Below are 17,376 nucleotides of genomic sequence, written 5' to 3'. Positions count from 1 at the left end.
TATCAATTCTCTCCCTTCTCTTCCTTCAGTATCTTCTCGATGTCGAAGCCTTCTTCGTATTTCTTTAGTTTTCTTTCGAAGAATTCCATGAAGAGTTTGTATCTCTTTGCTCTGTGTCTTGGTGAGCCTCTTATGCTGTGCCCATGCGCGCCTCTCTTGAAGATTGCAATGTAAGCTTCTTTTCCTAAGTCCTTGAGCACGTGGTAAAACATAACGCTCTGATCGAGCGGACAGCGGTAGTCCTCGAGACTGTGGATGATAAGTATTGGGGCTTTAACGTTCTCTGCATAGAATAGTGGACTTAACTTTTTGTAGTTCTCATTTTCAAGTGGATTGTCGCCGATAACTTCCTTGTCGAACCACAAGCCTATGTCGGAGAAGGCATAGCTTGTCAACCAGTAGCTTATGCCGTTCTCGCTAATTCCAGCTTTGAACAAGTCACTCTGTGTTAGTGCCCAGTTCGTCATAAAGCCTCCGTAGCTTATTCCGGTTATTCCTACTCTCTCTTTGTCAGCTTGAGGCTCAAGTTTAAAGAACTCTTCAATTCCATTCATTATGTCTTGAAAGTCTTCTAAGCCCGTTCTTTCGAGAACTCTCAAGGCAAAATCTTCATCGTAACCGTTACTTCCTCTTGGGTTGACGAAAACTATGTAGTAGCCTTTGTCAGCCATTAACTGCATTTCGTATTTGAAGTAATAGCCGTACATCCCCTTTGGACCGCCGTGAACGAAGACTATGACTGGAGCTTTTTCACCTTCTTTAATGTCAGGCTTGATGTACCATCCATCAAGCTCCAAATCAAGGGACTTAAAGCGGAAGTGCTTTATTGGTCTCGTTTTGAGCTTCGCTAAAATTGGGCCATTGTAATCAGTTATTTGTTTGAGCTTTCCATCCCAGAGGAACACTTCGCTGAGCTTTGTGTCTGTCTGCTTTAGAAGAACGACCTTACCATCATCGCTCACATCAAACCCCATGACCCAAGCGTTCTCATCAACTATTGGAATCAGCTCGTCTCCACTAAGCTTATATAATGAAACTCTCCCCTCTTTGGGACTTAGGAAGTAAACATTTCCTTTAGCATCGAGCTTTCCACCCCAGTTGTTGTAAATGAAGCGCTCTGTCAATGGCTTAACTTCTTTGCCATTCCAAAGATAGAGGTAATCATGCTCACTGATTTTTTCCTTTTTTGGCTTTCCTATGAGCAAAACTCCTTTTCCATTGGAGTCAATTGCTGCAAATGAAACTTTTTCGAATATCTTTTCCCTCTCTCCATCTTTATAGCGGTAGATGTCGTAGAACTTAAAGAACTGAGGCTTGTTGTCCTCTCTGTGAGGAACGTTGTAGATTATCTCCTTCCCATGCCAAATTCCAGAGGAGAATTTATCAGTTGTGAACTCGTCTAAAATCTCTTCCCCTTCAGTGTCATAAATCCAGAAAGTTGTTTTTTCGCCATCGAAGAAGCCCTTGCTGTCAAACCACACTGGAACATCATCTTCAAATATAAAGTCCTCATCTTCTCTCCTCTTGAAGCCGGTAATTAGCAAACGCCTATCATCGTCGCTCCAGCTCACGTTGAGAATATTCTTAACCTCCATGAGCTTCTTGGCACTCATTGACCTTAAATCAACAAGCCATAGCTCGCTTGTCTTTTTCTCTTCATTAGGTCTTACAAAGCTCATCTTTGTCCCGCTTGGAGAGAAGCGGGGCATTGATGCATTCTCTACAAACTTTCTAACTCCACTTTCAAGGTCTTCAATGACGATTGTGTTATCATATTTATTGTCTTTGAGGTTTGCTTTTGTCAGAACATACGCTATCTGCTTTCCGTCTTTGGAAATCCTTACATCGCTCAAATAGGAAAACTTTGCAAATGTATTTTCGTTCCATTCGATTTTACTCATAACGTTACCACCTATATTTAGGGAATCTTTAAAAGTATTTAAAGTTTAACCATTTTTTGCGGGGTGAAAAAATATGAAGGTAGAATACAGAATTGGTTTAATTCTATTCATTGGTCTTATAGTTTCGGTAATCTTGAGAACATATGCTGGAATTGTCATCGCAGCATTGGGGATTCCATTTTATCTAGCATATATAGCAAGGGAACAGAACATCTTGGCTAAGTCAAGGCTGTTTGACAAGGATTTATTCTTAATGATGGGATTAACAGTTCTCGTAATATTGGCTTTTGAGTATTTTTCAGATCCGAGAATAGGATTAATTGCAATGGCTGTCGTAATTCCTCTAGCAATATATGGCGTTGACAGATTAAAGGCTGGAAATAAGAGTTAAAATCTTTTTGACATTTTTGCTTTCTTTATATTCCCTTAAAGCTTTTCTTAATTCTGCTAAGAATTCCTTATTTATCTCAAATTTCTCTCGAATTCTCTTTGATATAACATTTTCATTCAAAAACAGCATTGCCATGGCAGATGTTAAGTTCTTGGGCTTTCTCCTCGTGCTGGCTTTTTCAAAGTCAATTATCCACACAGCTTCCCCAATTATAATATGCTTTCCCCCTTGAATCTGCCCATGATCTATACCAAGAACATCGAGTTTATGAGTCTTTTTTGCAATTTCGATTAAATGGTGTTTTTCAACATCTGCATACAGCAGAGGTTCTCCCTCAGCAAACTCTCTCACTAAGTACTCCTTTCCTTCAAAGATCCCATAGTTTATAAGTTCTGGAGTTATACTATGTCCTTCGAGCAATTTCAAGATCTCTGCCTCTCGTTTGAAATTTTTGCGTGGAGTATCTTCTCTCTCAAGCTTCACAATAACCTTCTTCCCTTGGAATTTTCCAAGAAAAACTAGGCTTGTGATTCCCTTTGAATAAAAGGTTAGCTCTTCTATGCCCTTTTCTCTCATGAATCTCTTGAACTGCTCTAGTTTTTCTCTGCTGATCAAATGCTCAATCATGATACTCCCCATTTTTTATGGCCGGGCTTGGAATATATATTTTTGGACCTAATTTAGCACTGTCTTTAAAGAGTTCAGCTAAATTTTGACACGATTCATTAATTTGTATTCACATTTCCGATAGTCTTAAATATCTCAGAAACAATACTATAAATTGGTGGTAAACATGGTGACAGCATTTATTTTGATGGTTACAGCAGCAGGAAAGGAAAGGGAAGTTATGGAGAAACTTTTGGCCATGCCCGAAGTTAAAGAGGCTTATGTAGTTTACGGAGAGTACGATTTAATCGTTAAAGTTGAGACAGACACACTCAAGGACTTAGACCAGTTTATAACAGAAAAAATAAGAAAAATGCCCGAAATACAGATGACATCAACAATGATTGCAATCTGATGCTTTCCTTCTTCATTTGTTCATCATAAGCCTTATTCTCTCAGCTGAGTCCTTAGCCTTATCTGAGATGTTGCTAAGCGTTCTCGCTATGTTTAAGATGTAAAACCCATCTCCCCAGCTGAGTTTATCTTCGTTCTCAAAAACCAGTTTCATGAGCTTCGTATCAAGTCCATCTATTTTGCTCTCAACACTCTCTATCTCCTTTATCAGTTCATATCCCTTCTCAATCTCTTTTTCACTAAAACCGCTCTCAATTACAGTGTCCATCTGGACTATTGCTTTGTGAACGAGCTTTGCAGCTTTAATGCTTTCCTTCCCCATCTTCAAGATAATTTCTTTGATTTCTTCTGGAATCTCTTTGGGCCTCTTTATGAGCAGCCATTTTGCAGTGTCTTCAGCAGCATCTGCTATTTTATCCTGCATGTGGAGGTACTCAAGAATGTCATTTCTGTTTACTGGCATGAAGAGCTTTGTCGTTAAGCTGTCTCTAATCTCTTCCTTAATTCTATCAGCAATATCTTCCAAGTTGTCAACTTCAATCGCTACTTTTTCCATTTCGTCATATTTTTTATCATACCACAGCTCAAGGGCTCTCTCAAGAGTTTCCACAGTATCTAACACGACTTCAGCGTGTTTTATTAAAGGCTTAAATGGGCTTTTCGCAAAGAGCTTAGTCCAAACTTGCATCTCATCCCACCACCATCAAAATCTTAAATATTATCCCGCTGACAATAGCGGCTATTGGCACAGTTACAAACCATGAAATTATTATATCTTTAACAATGTCCTTGTTTATTGCTTTTACTCCTCTTGCCAACCCTACACCAATGACCGCTCCAACTACTGTGTGTGTAGTTGAAATTGGGAGTCCAAGCCATGATGCAATTAAAACGACAGTTGCTGCTGAGAAGTCAATGCTGAATCCTCTTGTGTTTGTCAGCTCTGTGATTTTCTTCCCAACAGTTTCCATGACCTTGTAACCATATGTAGCGACACCAATTGCAATTCCTAAACCACCCATTGCCAGAATCCATCTCGGCACTGGAACCTTTATTCCAGCTAGCCCCATTGTGGCGACAGCATAAACCGCTGCCACTGGACCGATTGCGTTGGCAACGTCATTGGCTCCGTGGGATAGAGCAACATAAGCCGATGTTAGAACTTGGACTTTCTTAAATATCATCTCAACTCCAATATATGGATCATCAGATTTGAAATTCCGTCTTAAAACCACAAAACTTATGAGAAATGCTACAAATCCTGCTGGAATTCCAAACTTTACCAGTGCTATCAGCAAGGATTTTCCATGAAGAACTTTTATATAGAACATTGAGCCAATCACAACGAACGCTAACCCAATCCAGACTGGAGAGTGGTTTTTGGCACTTTTTACTGGATCTCCGCTTTGCAAAATTGTCTTTGAGATTGCTTTAAAGACTACAAATGCCATTATTGCTCCAAAAACTGGCGAAAGAATCCAGCTGGCAACCACTTGAGCCATCTTGCCCCAGTTGACTATCCCCAGACCTGCATACACAATCCCATATCCAACTATTCCACCAATGATAGAGTGTGTTGTTGATACTGGCAACCCAAATTTGGTTGCTATTAGGAGCCACAAAGCTGCGGCAAGTAAAGCTGCTATCGAACCGTAGATTAGAACAGTTGGCTCTGTTATTTGAGAGAGGTCAATTATACCTTTTCTTATAGTTTCTGTAACGCTCTTTCCAAAGAAATAAGCTCCAGTGAACTCTAAAATACCAGCAATTATGACTGCCTGCTTTGGAGTTATTGCTCCAGCTCCAACAGCAGTGCTCATGGAATTTGCAGCATCATTTGCTCCTATTGCCCAAGCCATGAAAAGACCAACAGTAATTGTGATAAAGAGCCATGGATCTGTAAGAGCTTCAAGCACTTATCACCACCCAAGAAACCGTCAGCTGGAGAATATAAATAGCTTGTCGAAATAGAATATAGCTATATAACGTCATCTATATAGACTATATAGAAAAGATGCAAAAATAAAAGTTCACCATTCCTCTTCTTCCCACTCTTCCTCCTCTTCCCAATCCTCCTCCCATTCTTCCTCTTCCCACTCTTCTTCCCAGTCCTCTTCCCAATCCTCAAATTCCTCTTCCTCAAAGAACTCTTCCTCTTCTATTTCTTCAACTTTCTTTTTCTTTGGAGGTTGCATGTTCTCACCCCCTCAATTGTCTTTCTGCATTATGACTTTAAGAACTTTTCGTTAATAAAAGAATAATATAAGAATAAAAGAAGGATCAGCTGACCTTTATAGGCTCAACTTGGATTCCTCCATCCACAGAAATCTTGACATAATGGTAGAATCCTCCCTCGTCAGGTTTAGCATATGGCGGAGCTCCTCCTCCACCAGTTACTACAAAGTAGACTCCGTTCTTTTCTCCGTACCAATAGATGTGAATATGGCTGAATATTCCAAAGGCATTGTATTCTTTCATTAGGTTGAGTAGTTTCTCTCCCTCGCTCGGTTTCATTGAATGATCGCCTCCAGGTCTTGGATCAACTGGGGGTGTATGCATAACAATTATTGGCCTTTTGTTGAGTTTCTTTGCTTTTTCAAGCTCATTCTCGAGCCATTTCCACTGTGAAGCACTCAAGGAGTAGCCTTTTTCAACGTTGTTCATGAAAATGAAGTAGTAGTTTCCAAGGGTAAACGAATAATCTGTTGGCCCAAAGTATTTGTGGTATATGTTGATTCCTTCTCCTTGATACTCGTGGTTGCCTACTGAGATGAAAACGGGCTTGTCGAATTTCCAAGCTTTAAGTAGCTCTGCCCATTCTTCAACTTTTCCAGAATAAACTAAATCTCCTCCGTCAATTATGAACACTCCGTTGTCATTGTTCATGGCATCTCTAACTTTTAAGAATATCTCTGGAACTTTTTTTCCACTTCCGGGCCTGTGATCACCAAAAGCTAAGAAAGTGAAGTTCTCAAGATTCTTTGCTTGGATTACAAAGTGTTCCTTATTTGTTGTAAGCTTAATCCAAGTGTTTCCGGTTTCTGCATTCTCTGGGATCTCCATAATGTTTGGATTCACGTTTTCAACAATGTAGGTTATCTCTGCTCCATTCCCGTTTTTAACTTCAACACTCACATTAAAGCCCAGAGCGTGAATGTAAACCCTTGAGCCGTTGACATATCTGATAAATCCACCTCTAACTGTTACATTCTCCCCATTAACAATGCGCCAGTTGTAAATAAACGGCTCCTTAAAGTAAATCTCGTTAATTATCCAGTATTCGTCGTTTTCTGGAATTCCATCCCAGTTGTTGTCACCGATTTCTTTCAGCACAACACCTTCAAAGTCTCCTCTTCTCAAAATATATGTTGCCTTTGGCTCTCTTTTCCCTTCTTTAATTTCGAAGGCATACTCCAATGCAGCACCTATTCCAGCTTTTCCATTACCTGTAAAGATTAGTCTGTCTCTGTTGTCTTCTTTGTATGCCACAATCATTCCTATATCCTGTCCAACGAACTTGTATCCAACTTTGTAAAGGACATAGCCGAAATAGTCGTTGATTGTAATCAGCATTGGCTTTCCTCTCAAAAGCTCGCGGGCGTCTTTTGGACTCAAAATTGCAATTCCGTTCTCAAACTCACTTGCAGGTTTTATTTGAGCATTTGGAAAGTAGTGCTTCGCCAAGTCTTCATATCCCTTACTGACATAAACTACACTTGTATCAAAAAGCTTCCACCAATTCCTGATTATTTCTCCACGCTTGTACTCTTTGAAGTTAATTCCTTGAGCTTGAGTCTGTGTTGGTGTGGAAGTTGTTATTTGTGTCTCACTTGGCTTTTCTTGGGTTGCAGTTTGGGTAGTCTCTGTTGGAGTTGCCCCTTTCTGCGTGCATCCTGCTGAGAAGATGATCAGCCCTATTAAAAGCAGCACGAAAAGCTTTCTCATGTTTTTCACCAAAAACCCTAAGTAGTTCAAAACTTAAAGACCTTTGGGTGACAGAAATGTTCGTTGGGCATTATTTTGATGTTGAAGAAAAGGAAGTTACAATAGGAGGGGTTGAGAAAACAACAATTAGATGGCTCGTTTCTCCAAAAGTTGGGGTAAAGAACTTTGCAATGAGGTATTTTGTAATTAAGAAAGGTGGAAAGATACCTATTCACCAGCATCCATGGGAGCATGAAATATTTGTAGTCAAAGGCGAAGGTTACATAACAAACGGTAGAAAGACAGTAAAAGTTGTTCCGGGCAGCTTTCTGTATATACCTCCAAATGAACCCCACGGATATGAGAATCCAGATTCGGAGACCTTTGAGTTTCTCTGCATAATCCCTGTAACTGAGAAGAGCATTCCTCCAGAGGAGAGGGGAGATTGACATATTCTTTTAAACTTTCTCTTCTTCTCCGCAACATTTTTAAATCGTAAATTCCAAGCTCAAAGCGGGCTTTTAATGATAGCTGATGAGAGATGGAAAGGTGTTTATTCCTTTGAGGACTCACCATTTTTGATGGAAATCCTTACAGAGCTCAGAGACAAGAATACTGGTGCAATAGAGTTCAGAAAAGGCTTAGTAAAGCTCGGCAGGTACATGGGTTATGAGCTAACAAAAACAATGGACGTTGAAACTGTTGAAATTGAAACACCGTTGGAGAAGACAGAGGGCATAGTTGTCAAAGACAGGAAGAACGTTGTAATTGTTACGGTTCTAAGAGCTGCAATTCCGCTGATGGAGGGATTGATAAAAGTTCTCGAGCATGCAAGGGTTGGCATAGTTTCTGCATCAAGGGGAAAAGCGCCAAGGTTTGAGATAGAGATGAACTACGTTAAGATTCCAGAGATTAAGCCTCAAGACACTGTAATAATTGCAGACCCAATGATTGCAACCGGCTCAACACTGCTAAAGGTCATCGAGGAAGTTAAGAAGTATGGGACTCCAAAGAGGATTATAGTTCTTGGAGTTTTAGCAGCACCAGAGGGGATAAGCAGAATTAAGGAAGCGCATCCAGAAGTAGAAATTTTCGTGGCAAAGATTGACAGGGAGCTGAATGACCACGGCTACATTCTCCCAGGACTTGGAGATGCTGGAGATAGGGCTTTTGGTGCACCAATTAAAATAGCGAAAAAATAATAACCCTTCTCTTTCTATTTTGTTTGGGTGAAAATGGTAGGCATAGATGAAAAAGACGAAGAAATTCTCAGAGAGCTTCGAAAAAATGGCAGGGCTACGTTGACAGAGTTGGGAAGGAAAGTCGGGCTTTCGCCGGCAAGTATAAAGAACAGAATTGAAAAACTTGAAAAACTTGGCGCTATTAAAGGGTATTCTGCAATAGTTGATCCTACTTTTTTGAATGAGTTCGTTCAGGCAATAATTGAAGTTGAGCTTCTCGTTGATAATGAAGCTGTTGACAGAATGCTGTACAACATAAGTCAGCTTGACAATGTTGTTGGAGTTTACAGAAAAACTGGAGAGTTCCAAATTTTAATAATGGCTAACTTTAGGGATGTTTCTCAGCTTAAAGAGTTCGTGAAAAGTCTTTCTTCCGAATACCTTGGAAAGAATATGAGAAGGTCCAGAGTATCAGTTATCATAGATGCTTTTAAAGAAAGTGGGGTTGTTTTGTATAAGGAGAGGAAGTCAAGAAGGAGAAGGTAGTGCAATAGGTTCAGGTGGTTTCAATGCTGTTTGTAATCAGAAAAGGCAGAAAAAAGAATGAGCTTGAAGCCTATTACATTGAGAAAGAACCTGAAAAGCTTTCTCAGATGCAGAATTTGAAGGCTGATAGTATTTACCGGCTAATTATGAGAGACAACCGTTTGTTTAAAGTTCTTGAGGGCAGTCAGTATAGGAATCCCAAAGAAATTGAAAAACTTTTGAGACAGGCGAGGATTGTTTTAGTAGATACTGACGAGTGGGAGGAATATTTTAGAGTAAGGCTCCAAAATAAGAGGGTTGAAAAGGCCTATCTATGTAGATTCTGCCTTCTCAATGGGAAGATAACGGTCTTAACTGAAGGAAACAGAGTAAAATTCCATAATGAGTATATTTGTGAGAAATGTGCAGAGGAAGAGCTCAAAAACGAGTTAAGGTATCGCTTCAGGAGTTTAGGAATGTTTGACCAAGCAAAGAAGCTTTTGCAGCGATTTAGAGACTTGGATAAAGTTCTAATGGTTTTTGACCCAAGATTTGACCCAACTAAAAATCCTGAAGTTACAAAATGGGACGAGCTTAAGCCGAAGAAGATTAAAGTCAAAAAGCTGAACATTGACGAACTTGAAATTCCGGAAGAGCTCAAAGATGTGTTAAAGAGTGAGGGCATAAAGGAGCTTTTACCAGTTCAGAGCTTAGCTATTCAGCATGGTCTGTTAAAAGGAGAGAACCTTCTCATTGTTTCAGCCACAGCGAGCGGGAAAACTCTTGTAGGAGAACTAGCTGGAGTTCCTAAGGCGCTAAAAGGAGAGAAGATGCTTTTTTTGGTTCCCCTTGTGGCTTTGGCAAATCAAAAATATGAGGATTTCAAACGTCGCTATGGGAAGCTTGGCTTAAGAGTGGCGATTAGAGTTGGTATGAGCAGAATTAAGACTAAAGACGAGCTCGTCGTTGTAGATACAGGAATTGATGCCGACATAATTGTGGGAACTTATGAAGGAATTGATTATCTATTGAGGGCTGGCAGAAAAATTGGAAAAGTTGGAACTATTGTCATTGATGAAATTCACATGATCGATGACGAGGAGAGAGGAGCGAGATTGGATGGCCTCATAGCGAGATTAAGGAAGCTCTATCCAAAAGCTCAGTTCATTGGGCTGAGTGCTACAATTGGAAATCCTGAAGAACTTGCAAAAGAGCTTGGGCTTAGGTTAGTTGTCTATGATGAAAGACCAGTGGCTTTAGAGAGGCACGTCATTTTAGCGAGAAACGAGAGTGAAAAATGGCGTTACATAGCTCAGCTGGCTAAAGCTGAGGTTATGAGAAAATCAAAACAGGGATACAAGGGTCAGACCATAGTTTTTACGTTCTCAAGGAAGAGATGCCATGAGCTGGCTGCGTTTCTAACAAGCAGAGGATTGAAGGCAAAGCCTTATCACAGTGGATTGCCGTATCATCAAAGAAAGCTCACAGAGATGGAGTTTCAAGCTCAGATGCTTGATGTTGTTGTAACTACAGTTGCTTTAGGAGCTGGGGTTGATTTTCCAGCGAGTCAGGTAATCTTTGAAAGCTTGGCAATGGGCAATAAGTGGCTGAGTGTTAGAGAGTTCCACCAGATGCTTGGAAGAGCTGGGAGACCTCTCTATCATGAGAAGGGAAAGGTTTACCTCATAATTGAGCCTGGGAAGAAATACTCAGCTCAAATGGAAAGCACGGAAGATGAAGTTGCATTTAAGCTGTTAACAGCACCTATTGAACCCGTTTATGTTGAGTGGAGTGATGAACTAGAGCAAGACCAAGTTTTAGCTCATGCATGTGTGTTCTCATATTTGGATGATATAGAAGAAGTTCAGAGCAGATGCTTGGGCGCAAATCAAAGCGCTGAAAAGGTTTTGGAAAAGCTTGAAGAGTATGATTTTGTTGAACTCAGAGGCAAGCTCGTGAATGTTACACCTTACGGAAGAGCTGTCAGCATGAGCTTCTTACTGCCAAGTGAGGCTCAGTTCATAAGAGAAAACCTCACAAAGAAAAGTCCAAGAGAGATTGCAATCACGCTTTTGCCTTTTGAAAATGTTTATCTCAGCGGAACTTTGCAGAGGGAGCTGGAAGGAGCGGTTAGGGGAAGGCTGAGCGCTAACATCTTTTCCCCAAGCTTTGCTTCGATTTTAGAGGAGCTTGAAAAAGTTATCCCAGAGCTTAGTCCAAATGCTCAAGAGAGGCTCTTTACGATTTATCAGGATTTCTTTATGTGTGAAGAAAAAGAGTGCACTGAGTATGCGATGCACAGAATAAGCGACCGCATCATAGAGCTGAGGAGAGAAGGGAAGCATCCAACTCAGATAAGCGAGTACTTCAGGAAAATGTACGGTCTAATTCTTTATCCCGGAGACGTCTTTACGTGGCTTGACGGCATAATTAGGAAGCTTGAAGCAGTTGAGAGGATTGCAAAGGTGTTTAGGGTTAAGAATGCAGAGTTTGAGGCGAGAACTTTGAGGAGAGAGCTCGAAGAGGGGAGAAAGTTAAGAAGAGACTAACCCGCAAGCTGTAAAATCATCTGCGCTGGGTCTCTTATCGCTGGGCCTAAGCCGAGAATGTAAATTGCCAGATACCAGTATCTTCTTTCTTCTTCGTCTGGCACTAGGTATTTTAGGCCGTAATAAACGACTATTAGGATAAAGAGTATCCATGGGTAGTAAATGAATGCTCCAAATTTTGTGACTAGAATATTCTCAAGCCAATGGACTTCTCTGTAGCCGTAATAGTGTATTGCCACAACTGTTGAGCCTATGTCAAAGAGGTGAGCTAAGACAGGATATAGGTAAAGCTTCTCAAAGGGCCTAAACTTGTAGAAAACAAGAACTGGGAGTATAAAAACTATCGTCCAGAAAATCGTGAGCTCATAAGGCTTCCAGCTTTTAACGTGTGTTACAAGGAGATAGTTTGCACACAATGCCAAAATTGTGCCCCAAGCTATTGTGACTTTTGGGTATGTTTTCAGCTTTGCATCGGCTATTAAAGCGGGAACAATCAGGAAAAATGCTGTGAAAAATATTCCGGGTGTTAAAATCAGAGGATTTGGCTTCAGCACTCCACCATCAACTAACGCCCTGACAGTTGCTCCAAAGACGACCATGGGAGTAACAGCCCAGAAGAGCTTTTCATCAACTTTAATCTTGAGGGGTTTGATTATGTATCTATAGGAATATATGACACCCAAACCCAGAAGAATGGCGTAGACGATGGTGTTGTATGGGTTGTAGCCTTCTCTCGTGTACATAGGTCTTATGAAGTAAATCCAGAAAAATTCCTTGATCGATTCGAGCATCTTAATCCCCTCAACACCTAAGGGAGAATGTTTAAAGCTTTTTCGCAAGAATTTTTTCAATAAATTGGGAAGCTTAATAAACTTTGAGATGTTATAAACTAAGAGGTGATATTATGCCAGCACCAATGGGTGGAATGGGCTTAGGGCCTCTTATTGGGGCCATTGGATTTGGAATGTTTGTAGTTATGTTTATAATTGGTCTAGCAGTTGCGGCGGTATTCCTATACATTGGAGCAAAGTTTGCTAGCATTGAGGATGCGAGCTTTGGAAAAGCGATTATAGCGGTAGTAGCAGGAGGAATTTTGTCTCTCATACTTTCCATGATACCAGTTCTCGGGTGGATTCTGGGGAGTATAGCATACATCTGGATCATCAAGACAGTATTCAACACAGACTGGGTCAAGGCAGTGATAGCTTGGCTTATATCAATAATAGCGGGAGTCGTTGTGATGGTAATATTGATGGCTATAGTGGGAATATCCCTCTTAGCTTAGTTGCTTTCTGAACCTTTTCTTTTTAGCAAAATATAAATATTCTGAAGGGAAGATTATTTTTTGATGCCGATGTTCTTCAAGCCCGCCAGTGAAGAGAAGAAAAAAGTAGGTCTCATTGAAGAACTTTCACCATTAGTTGGTGAGCTAGAAGAAGGGAGCATGGCGGCTGTAGTAACTACTGATGCCCTTGCACAGACAATTCTCCAGTATTCTTCTCTTGCAAATGCTCTTAACTCTGGAATAACTGCCTACTATCTCGAGCCAACTAACGGGTTCTCCTTGAAGCTTCTGAGTAAGCTTTCTGAAAATACTGAGGACTTATTCTTGGGCAAAATTTACACTTTAGATGAGCTTTCCTCTGCTTTGGAGCTTGTTGAGGATAATTCACTCGTCTTTGTCTCAAACTTCTCAATTCTTGAGAATCAGTCAAAGGAAAAGCTGATTAAGATGAGAAGAACAGTTGATGAAAAGGGGCTGTTCTTAGTTTTATCACACAATACCCTTGAAATAAATGAGCTAGATCTAAATTCTGAATTTAGAAGGCTGTTCGGCATTCCTGAGCTGTTTGAACATCTTTTGGTTTTAAGGACAAGCGGATATAGAGGACATTACCGCATGAACATTAGCGTTCTTAAAGCCCCACCAGAGTTCGTGAAAAATATTGGGGAGCACAGCATCCCAATTGACAAAAAAGCTAAGCTCTTCTTAGTATAACCTCACGTATCCAATTCCAAGTTGATATCTTGCATATAAGGCTAAGCCAAACAGCAGAAACACAATAATCAGCGCCACATAGTCTTTTCTCTTCATTTCGATTGTATATAAGAAAGTTCTTCTCTTATTTGCTCCAAATGCTCTGCTTTCTAAAGCTATGCTCAGCTCGTGGGCTGTTTTTATTGATGCAATTATCAAGGGAATTAAGATGGGTACTGTCTTCCTAATCCTTGAGAAAAAGCTGCCCTTTTCTAGCTCAAGGCCTCTTGATTTTTGTGCATCAATTATTGTCTGGGCTAAGCTGAAGAGAGTTGGAATGTATCTTAAAGCTATTGTGAGAGTTAGTCCAATCTCATAGGGCATTTTAAGCTTTATGAAGCCTAAGATCAACTCCCTCTGGGTTGTTGTCATTAAAAGGCCAAAAGTTATCATGGCCATTGAAGCTAATCTTAAAGCGTATCCAAAGCCAATAAAGAGTCCAAATGTCCTTGGTTCTAAAATAAAAGGCCAGATTGCGATTGTTATGATTATCAGAGGAGTTAGTGGCTTCAACACCTTTATCTGCTCCTTAAAGCTAATCTTTCCAAGGAATTTGAGAGAAAGGGAAAGCAGGGCAAAGAGTATGAAGAGCAGATACGGAGAATTAAAGAGAATCATAGCTAGAATGCCTAGAAGTGAGGAAATTATTTTGACCCTTGGATCTAAGCGGTGGAGGAATGAATCCCTCTCAATATAGAGGTTGTACATCATGTTCTCACCCTCTCTAAGAGCGAATTCACGAACTCATCAACACTTCTTACAAAGCCGATGCCAAGGGATTCGCTGATCCTAAGAAGTTCAGGCTTTTCTAAGCCGTAATTTCTCAAATTAAGCCGGAAGAATTCATCAACAGAACCATCAAAAACTTTAGTTCCATCGTAAAGCAGAATAACTCTCTCCGCTAATTCTAGGACAAGCTCCATATCATGAGTTATCAGCATTATTCCATGACCTTCTCTCCTCAGCTTTCTGATGACTTCCTTTACACTTTCAGCGCTTTTTTCATCTAAACCAGTGGTTGGTTCATCTAGGATAAGGTACTTTGGCTTCATTGCCAGTACGCATGCAATTGCTAAGCGCTGTTTTTCGCCTCCGCTTAAAGAATACGGACTTCTGTCTTCATAACCTTCCAAATTTACGGATTTTAATGCCAATCTTACTCTTTGTTCAATTTCATCTTTGCTTAATCCTAAGTTTTTAGGACCAAATGCAACTTCTTTGAAAACGTTTTCTTCAAAGAACATGTGCTCAGGATTTTGAAAAACATAACCAACAATTCTAGAAAGCTCAGCAACACTAGCTTCTTTGGTATTTATTCCATCAACAATCACTTCTCCCTTCGTTGGCTTTAAAAGTCCATTGAGGTGCTTTGCTAAAGTTGTTTTTCCAGAACCGTTAGGGCCAACTAGGGCAAGGATTTCATTTTCAATAGTCAGGCTAACATCTCTCAGGGCAATTTTCCTGCCTTCGTAAATGTGCCAAAGGTTTCTGACTTCAATCATCGTATCTGCATTTGAGCTGAGAGCTTAAAAAAGTGACTAAAGGATTAACAAAAAGAGAAAAGAAGTAAAGAATCAACCGCTTATGGTTTCGAGAACTGTCGGATCAATTGTCCACCATTCTTCAATTATCTCGTCTCCTTTAAAGTAAATCTCGTATCTCAATGGGATTTGTGTTCCTTCTTCTGTTGTTACTATGACAATTGCTTTTATTCCCGTCATGCCCTCTTCGCTTTTTGCGAGCGTTATATTGTATATTCCAACATCTGTTACATTGTTCCCTGCAAAGAATTTGCTCCATGTTGCCTCTATCTCGCTTACTCCATTGTATGTACCGTTGAGCGGTCCTCCTATCCAGTAAAGGGTTGAATTCTCAGCATTCTGCTGCATTAAAGCCGCTAAATCATTGTCTTCTAACGCCTGCCAGTGTTTAAGGCCTCTTAATGAATAATCTAGCAGAACATAGGCTTTCTTTACATTTATGTAAGCCCTTCTCATATGCGGCAAAGCCTGTATGTGTCCCTTAATTGGGTGTCCATACTGCCAGCCTTTTTGGTAGTGATATTCTGCCAATGACTTGTATTCTCTCACTTGAGGCATTGTTGCATTTGTTATGTTGTACTGAGCAACATTCTCGTACATTTCATCGAACTTGTCGGTGTATTTGTTGTAAAGCATGTACCAGATGTAGTTTAGCATGGCATAGTCAAAGTACTTAACTTTTTTCTGAGGTGTGAATTCAAGGTTGCTTGTGATAATTTCTTTAAGCAATTCTTTCCACTCCGGTCCCCTATACTTTGCACCGAATTCTAAGGTTAATCCTGTTGCAAAGACTAGTCCTTCTCCGAATGTATACGTAACGGCACTCGGCTTGTTATAGTCTGGGTTTCCTTGGGAATAACTAATGTCTGACTGTACCATTATTATTTTTGCATCCTTTGGGAGATTAATAAGATAGCCATGGCTGGCATAGGTGCTGTAGTACCAGAGGTCTTTTTCTACATGATAGTCATACCTTGAGTATCTTTTGGTTATTTCTACTCCTCCTGGTAGGGGAGTCTTCCAGATTCCTCCATGCCATCCCCAGTTTGCAGCATGTACTTCTAATACCTTCCCTGCTTTGACGAACTCCTCAATGTCCCCCATTTCTGGTGCAAGTTCATCATAAAAGATCTGAGGCTGATCACTTTCTATGATAATCAAGTCGTACTTATTTATAAGATCTGAAGCGGTCAAAGGTGCGAACTCAGAAGATGAAAGGATGTCATATGGCACACCGATTTCATCCAGCGTTTCTCCAACAGCCTTTGAGCCCCAAGCGTCAACATTTTTCAACAGTAAAACTCGCTGGTTGCTATAATTACTTTGGGCAGAAACACGTGGAAAGCTAATAAATCCGACGCTACTTGCTAGAAATAAAAATACAATTACTAAACTTGCTATTTTTTCATGGATTTCCCTCCAATTTGACTGCTAAGGCAGTTATATTACTTTGTTCTATGCTCTCAATCTATTTTAGTAATGACAGATTACCAAATGCTAGAGGGTCAGAGATCATGTTCTTTCAGCTCTCTCCTAAGGTTAGCAAATAATTTCCGTGAAAACTCAAGAAGGTTAATCTCTTTTCCAAGTTCTTGCTTTAAAGAAGTTGCATTGGCTGGCACTTCATTATTAACGTTCACACCTATCCCAAGTATGAGAAAATCAACCATATCGAGCTCTCCTTCGGCTTCAACTAATATTCCAGAAACCTTTTTTCCATTAATAAAAACATCCCCAGCTTCATTGACTTGAGGGCTTAGGTTGTATTCTTGAATTGTCTTGGCAACTGCAAGGGATGAAGGCATTAAAATTTTCTCAACCTCCGTGAGCTTAATCTTCGGTCTTAGGATTACAGAGAAGTATAAGCCCCCTTTTTGAGATACCCATGACCTTTTTAGTCTCCCTCTTCCGGCAGTTTGTTCTTCTGCAATTATAAAGGTCCACTCCTCTTCTCCTTTTTCAGCGAGCTCTTTGGCAACGTTCATGGTTGAATCAACGCTTAGGTAATAGTAGGCTTTGACATCTAGCTCCCAAGGATAGGGCTTATTGGGCTCTTTCAAAAGCTTATAGCCCTTTGGTGTTGATTCTATCTCGTAGCCAAGCTCAATAAGCTCTCTCACATGCTTCCACACAGCAACTCGTGAGATATCAAGCTTTGCCCCTATTTCATCGCCTGAGACACTATAACTTTCGCGGAGAGCCTTTAAGAGCTCTCTTTTTATTCTGCTATCCTTGAGCACTTTTCTTGGCATCTTTATCACGTGATTTTACTATGCCTTGAGCGTTAAAAAGCATTTTCGTTAATC

At 40.3% G+C, this 17,376-nt stretch carries 19 protein-coding genes; 8 read left to right on the top strand and 11 right to left on the bottom strand.

Translation table 11 applies throughout. The features are described from left to right. Positions 1-2: 2 nt before the first annotated feature. Complete coding sequence (locus E3E24_RS01510) at positions 3-1,901, bottom strand: S9 family peptidase (RefSeq protein ID WP_167886327.1); 1,899 nt, start codon at positions 1,899-1,901, stop codon at positions 3-5. A gap of 73 nt (positions 1,902-1,974) precedes the next feature. On the opposite strand from E3E24_RS01510, the gene E3E24_RS01505 reads away from it, so the two are divergent. Beyond that, entirely contained in the window at positions 1,975-2,292 is a 318-nt protein-coding gene (locus tag E3E24_RS01505; protein WP_167886326.1) for a hypothetical protein, read from the top strand. Here the strand turns inward: E3E24_RS01505 and E3E24_RS01500 are convergent. Beyond that, entirely contained in the window at positions 2,269-2,919 is a 651-nt protein-coding gene (locus E3E24_RS01500) for a serine/threonine protein kinase (protein WP_167886325.1), read from the bottom strand. The two genes, E3E24_RS01505 and E3E24_RS01500, sit on opposite strands and share 24 nt — an antisense overlap. Positions 2,920-3,085: 166 nt before the next feature. Here E3E24_RS01500 and E3E24_RS01495 point away from each other — a divergent pair, with 166 nt between their 5' ends. Continuing rightward, positions 3,086-3,313 carry an Lrp/AsnC family transcriptional regulator gene (locus E3E24_RS01495; protein ID WP_010884736.1) on the top strand — a complete coding sequence of 76 codons (228 nt, stop codon included), beginning with the start codon at positions 3,086-3,088 and terminating at the stop codon, positions 3,311-3,313. 12 nt (positions 3,314-3,325) lie between these two features. On the opposite strand, the gene E3E24_RS01490 is transcribed toward E3E24_RS01495, so the two are convergent. The 4 genes from E3E24_RS01490 to E3E24_RS01475 form a co-directional block, all read right to left on the bottom strand. Next, a complete protein-coding gene (locus tag E3E24_RS01490) occupies positions 3,326-4,000 on the bottom strand; it encodes a TIGR00153 family protein (protein WP_167886324.1) in 675 nt (224 codons plus the stop codon). 1 nt (position 4,001) lies between these two features. Beyond that, complete coding sequence (locus E3E24_RS01485) at positions 4,002-5,171, bottom strand: inorganic phosphate transporter (protein WP_167886502.1); 1,170 nt, start codon at positions 5,169-5,171, stop codon at positions 4,002-4,004. A gap of 171 nt (positions 5,172-5,342) precedes the next feature. After that, the gene (locus E3E24_RS01480) at positions 5,343-5,507 is read right to left on the bottom strand and encodes a hypothetical protein (protein WP_167886323.1); all 165 of its coding nucleotides are present in this window, start codon (positions 5,505-5,507) and stop codon (positions 5,343-5,345) included. Between the two features lie 85 nt (positions 5,508-5,592). Beyond that, entirely contained in the window at positions 5,593-7,257 is a 1,665-nt protein-coding gene (locus E3E24_RS01475) for a metallophosphoesterase (protein ID WP_167886501.1), read from the bottom strand. 56 nt (positions 7,258-7,313) lie between these two features. On the opposite strand from E3E24_RS01475, the gene E3E24_RS01470 reads away from it, so the two are divergent. The 4 genes from E3E24_RS01470 to E3E24_RS01455 all read left to right on the top strand — a co-directional run bounded on the left by E3E24_RS01470 (position 7,314) and on the right by E3E24_RS01455 (position 11,491). Further along, complete coding sequence (locus tag E3E24_RS01470) at positions 7,314-7,685, top strand: cupin domain-containing protein (protein WP_167886322.1); 372 nt, start codon at positions 7,314-7,316, stop codon at positions 7,683-7,685. 75 nt (positions 7,686-7,760) lie between these two features. Continuing rightward, complete coding sequence (gene upp / locus E3E24_RS01465; RefSeq protein ID WP_167886321.1) at positions 7,761-8,438, top strand: uracil phosphoribosyltransferase; 678 nt, start codon at positions 7,761-7,763, stop codon at positions 8,436-8,438. 33 nt (positions 8,439-8,471) lie between these two features. Next, positions 8,472-8,963 (top strand): Lrp/AsnC family transcriptional regulator, encoded by a 492-nt coding sequence (locus tag E3E24_RS01460; RefSeq protein ID WP_167886500.1) that lies wholly within the window; start codon positions 8,472-8,474, stop codon positions 8,961-8,963. 23 nt (positions 8,964-8,986) lie between these two features. Continuing rightward, complete coding sequence (locus E3E24_RS01455; protein WP_167886320.1) at positions 8,987-11,491, top strand: DUF5814 domain-containing protein; 2,505 nt, start codon at positions 8,987-8,989, stop codon at positions 11,489-11,491. Here the strand turns inward: E3E24_RS01455 and E3E24_RS01450 are convergent. Next, positions 11,488-12,282: a DUF63 family protein gene (locus E3E24_RS01450; protein WP_167886319.1), complete on the bottom strand. Its 795-nt coding sequence runs from the start codon at positions 12,280-12,282 to the stop codon at positions 11,488-11,490. The two genes, E3E24_RS01455 and E3E24_RS01450, sit on opposite strands and share 4 nt — an antisense overlap. Before the next feature lie 113 nt (positions 12,283-12,395). Between E3E24_RS01450 and E3E24_RS01445 the strand changes: the two genes are divergently transcribed. Together E3E24_RS01445 and E3E24_RS01440 are read left to right on the top strand one after the other, a co-directional pair. Then, positions 12,396-12,776, top strand: coding sequence for a hypothetical protein (locus tag E3E24_RS01445; RefSeq protein ID WP_167886318.1), 381 nt, complete (start codon positions 12,396-12,398; stop codon positions 12,774-12,776). Between the two features lie 63 nt (positions 12,777-12,839). Then, on the top strand, positions 12,840-13,490 hold the full coding sequence (locus E3E24_RS01440) for a hypothetical protein (protein WP_240912170.1): 651 nt from the start codon (positions 12,840-12,842) through the stop codon (positions 13,488-13,490). Here E3E24_RS01440 and E3E24_RS01435 read toward each other — a convergent pair. From E3E24_RS01435 to E3E24_RS01420, 4 genes are all read right to left on the bottom strand, one after another. Continuing rightward, entirely contained in the window at positions 13,482-14,240 is a 759-nt protein-coding gene (locus E3E24_RS01435) for an energy-coupling factor transporter transmembrane protein EcfT (RefSeq protein ID WP_167886317.1), read from the bottom strand. The two genes, E3E24_RS01440 and E3E24_RS01435, sit on opposite strands and share 9 nt — an antisense overlap. Then, positions 14,237-15,031 carry an energy-coupling factor ABC transporter ATP-binding protein gene (locus tag E3E24_RS01430; RefSeq protein ID WP_167886316.1) on the bottom strand — a complete coding sequence of 265 codons (795 nt, stop codon included), beginning with the start codon at positions 15,029-15,031 and terminating at the stop codon, positions 14,237-14,239. Before E3E24_RS01430 ends, E3E24_RS01435 begins: the two co-directional genes overlap by 4 nt. Positions 15,032-15,103: 72 nt before the next feature. Next, positions 15,104-16,363 (bottom strand): ThuA domain-containing protein, encoded by a 1,260-nt coding sequence (locus tag E3E24_RS01425; protein WP_167886315.1) that lies wholly within the window; start codon positions 16,361-16,363, stop codon positions 15,104-15,106. A 212-nt stretch (positions 16,364-16,575) separates the two neighbouring features. Beyond that, positions 16,576-17,322 (bottom strand): biotin--[acetyl-CoA-carboxylase] ligase, encoded by a 747-nt coding sequence (locus tag E3E24_RS01420; protein ID WP_206204993.1) that lies wholly within the window; start codon positions 17,320-17,322, stop codon positions 16,576-16,578. Between the last annotated feature and the right edge of the window lie 54 nt (positions 17,323-17,376).

This window comes from Thermococcus sp. LS2 (genome assembly GCF_012027375.1).
Taxonomy (GTDB): domain Archaea; phylum Methanobacteriota_B; class Thermococci; order Thermococcales; family Thermococcaceae; genus Thermococcus_B.
The sequence above is the reverse complement of the archived record's forward strand: the minus strand, read 5'-3'. Positions and strand labels throughout refer to the sequence as shown.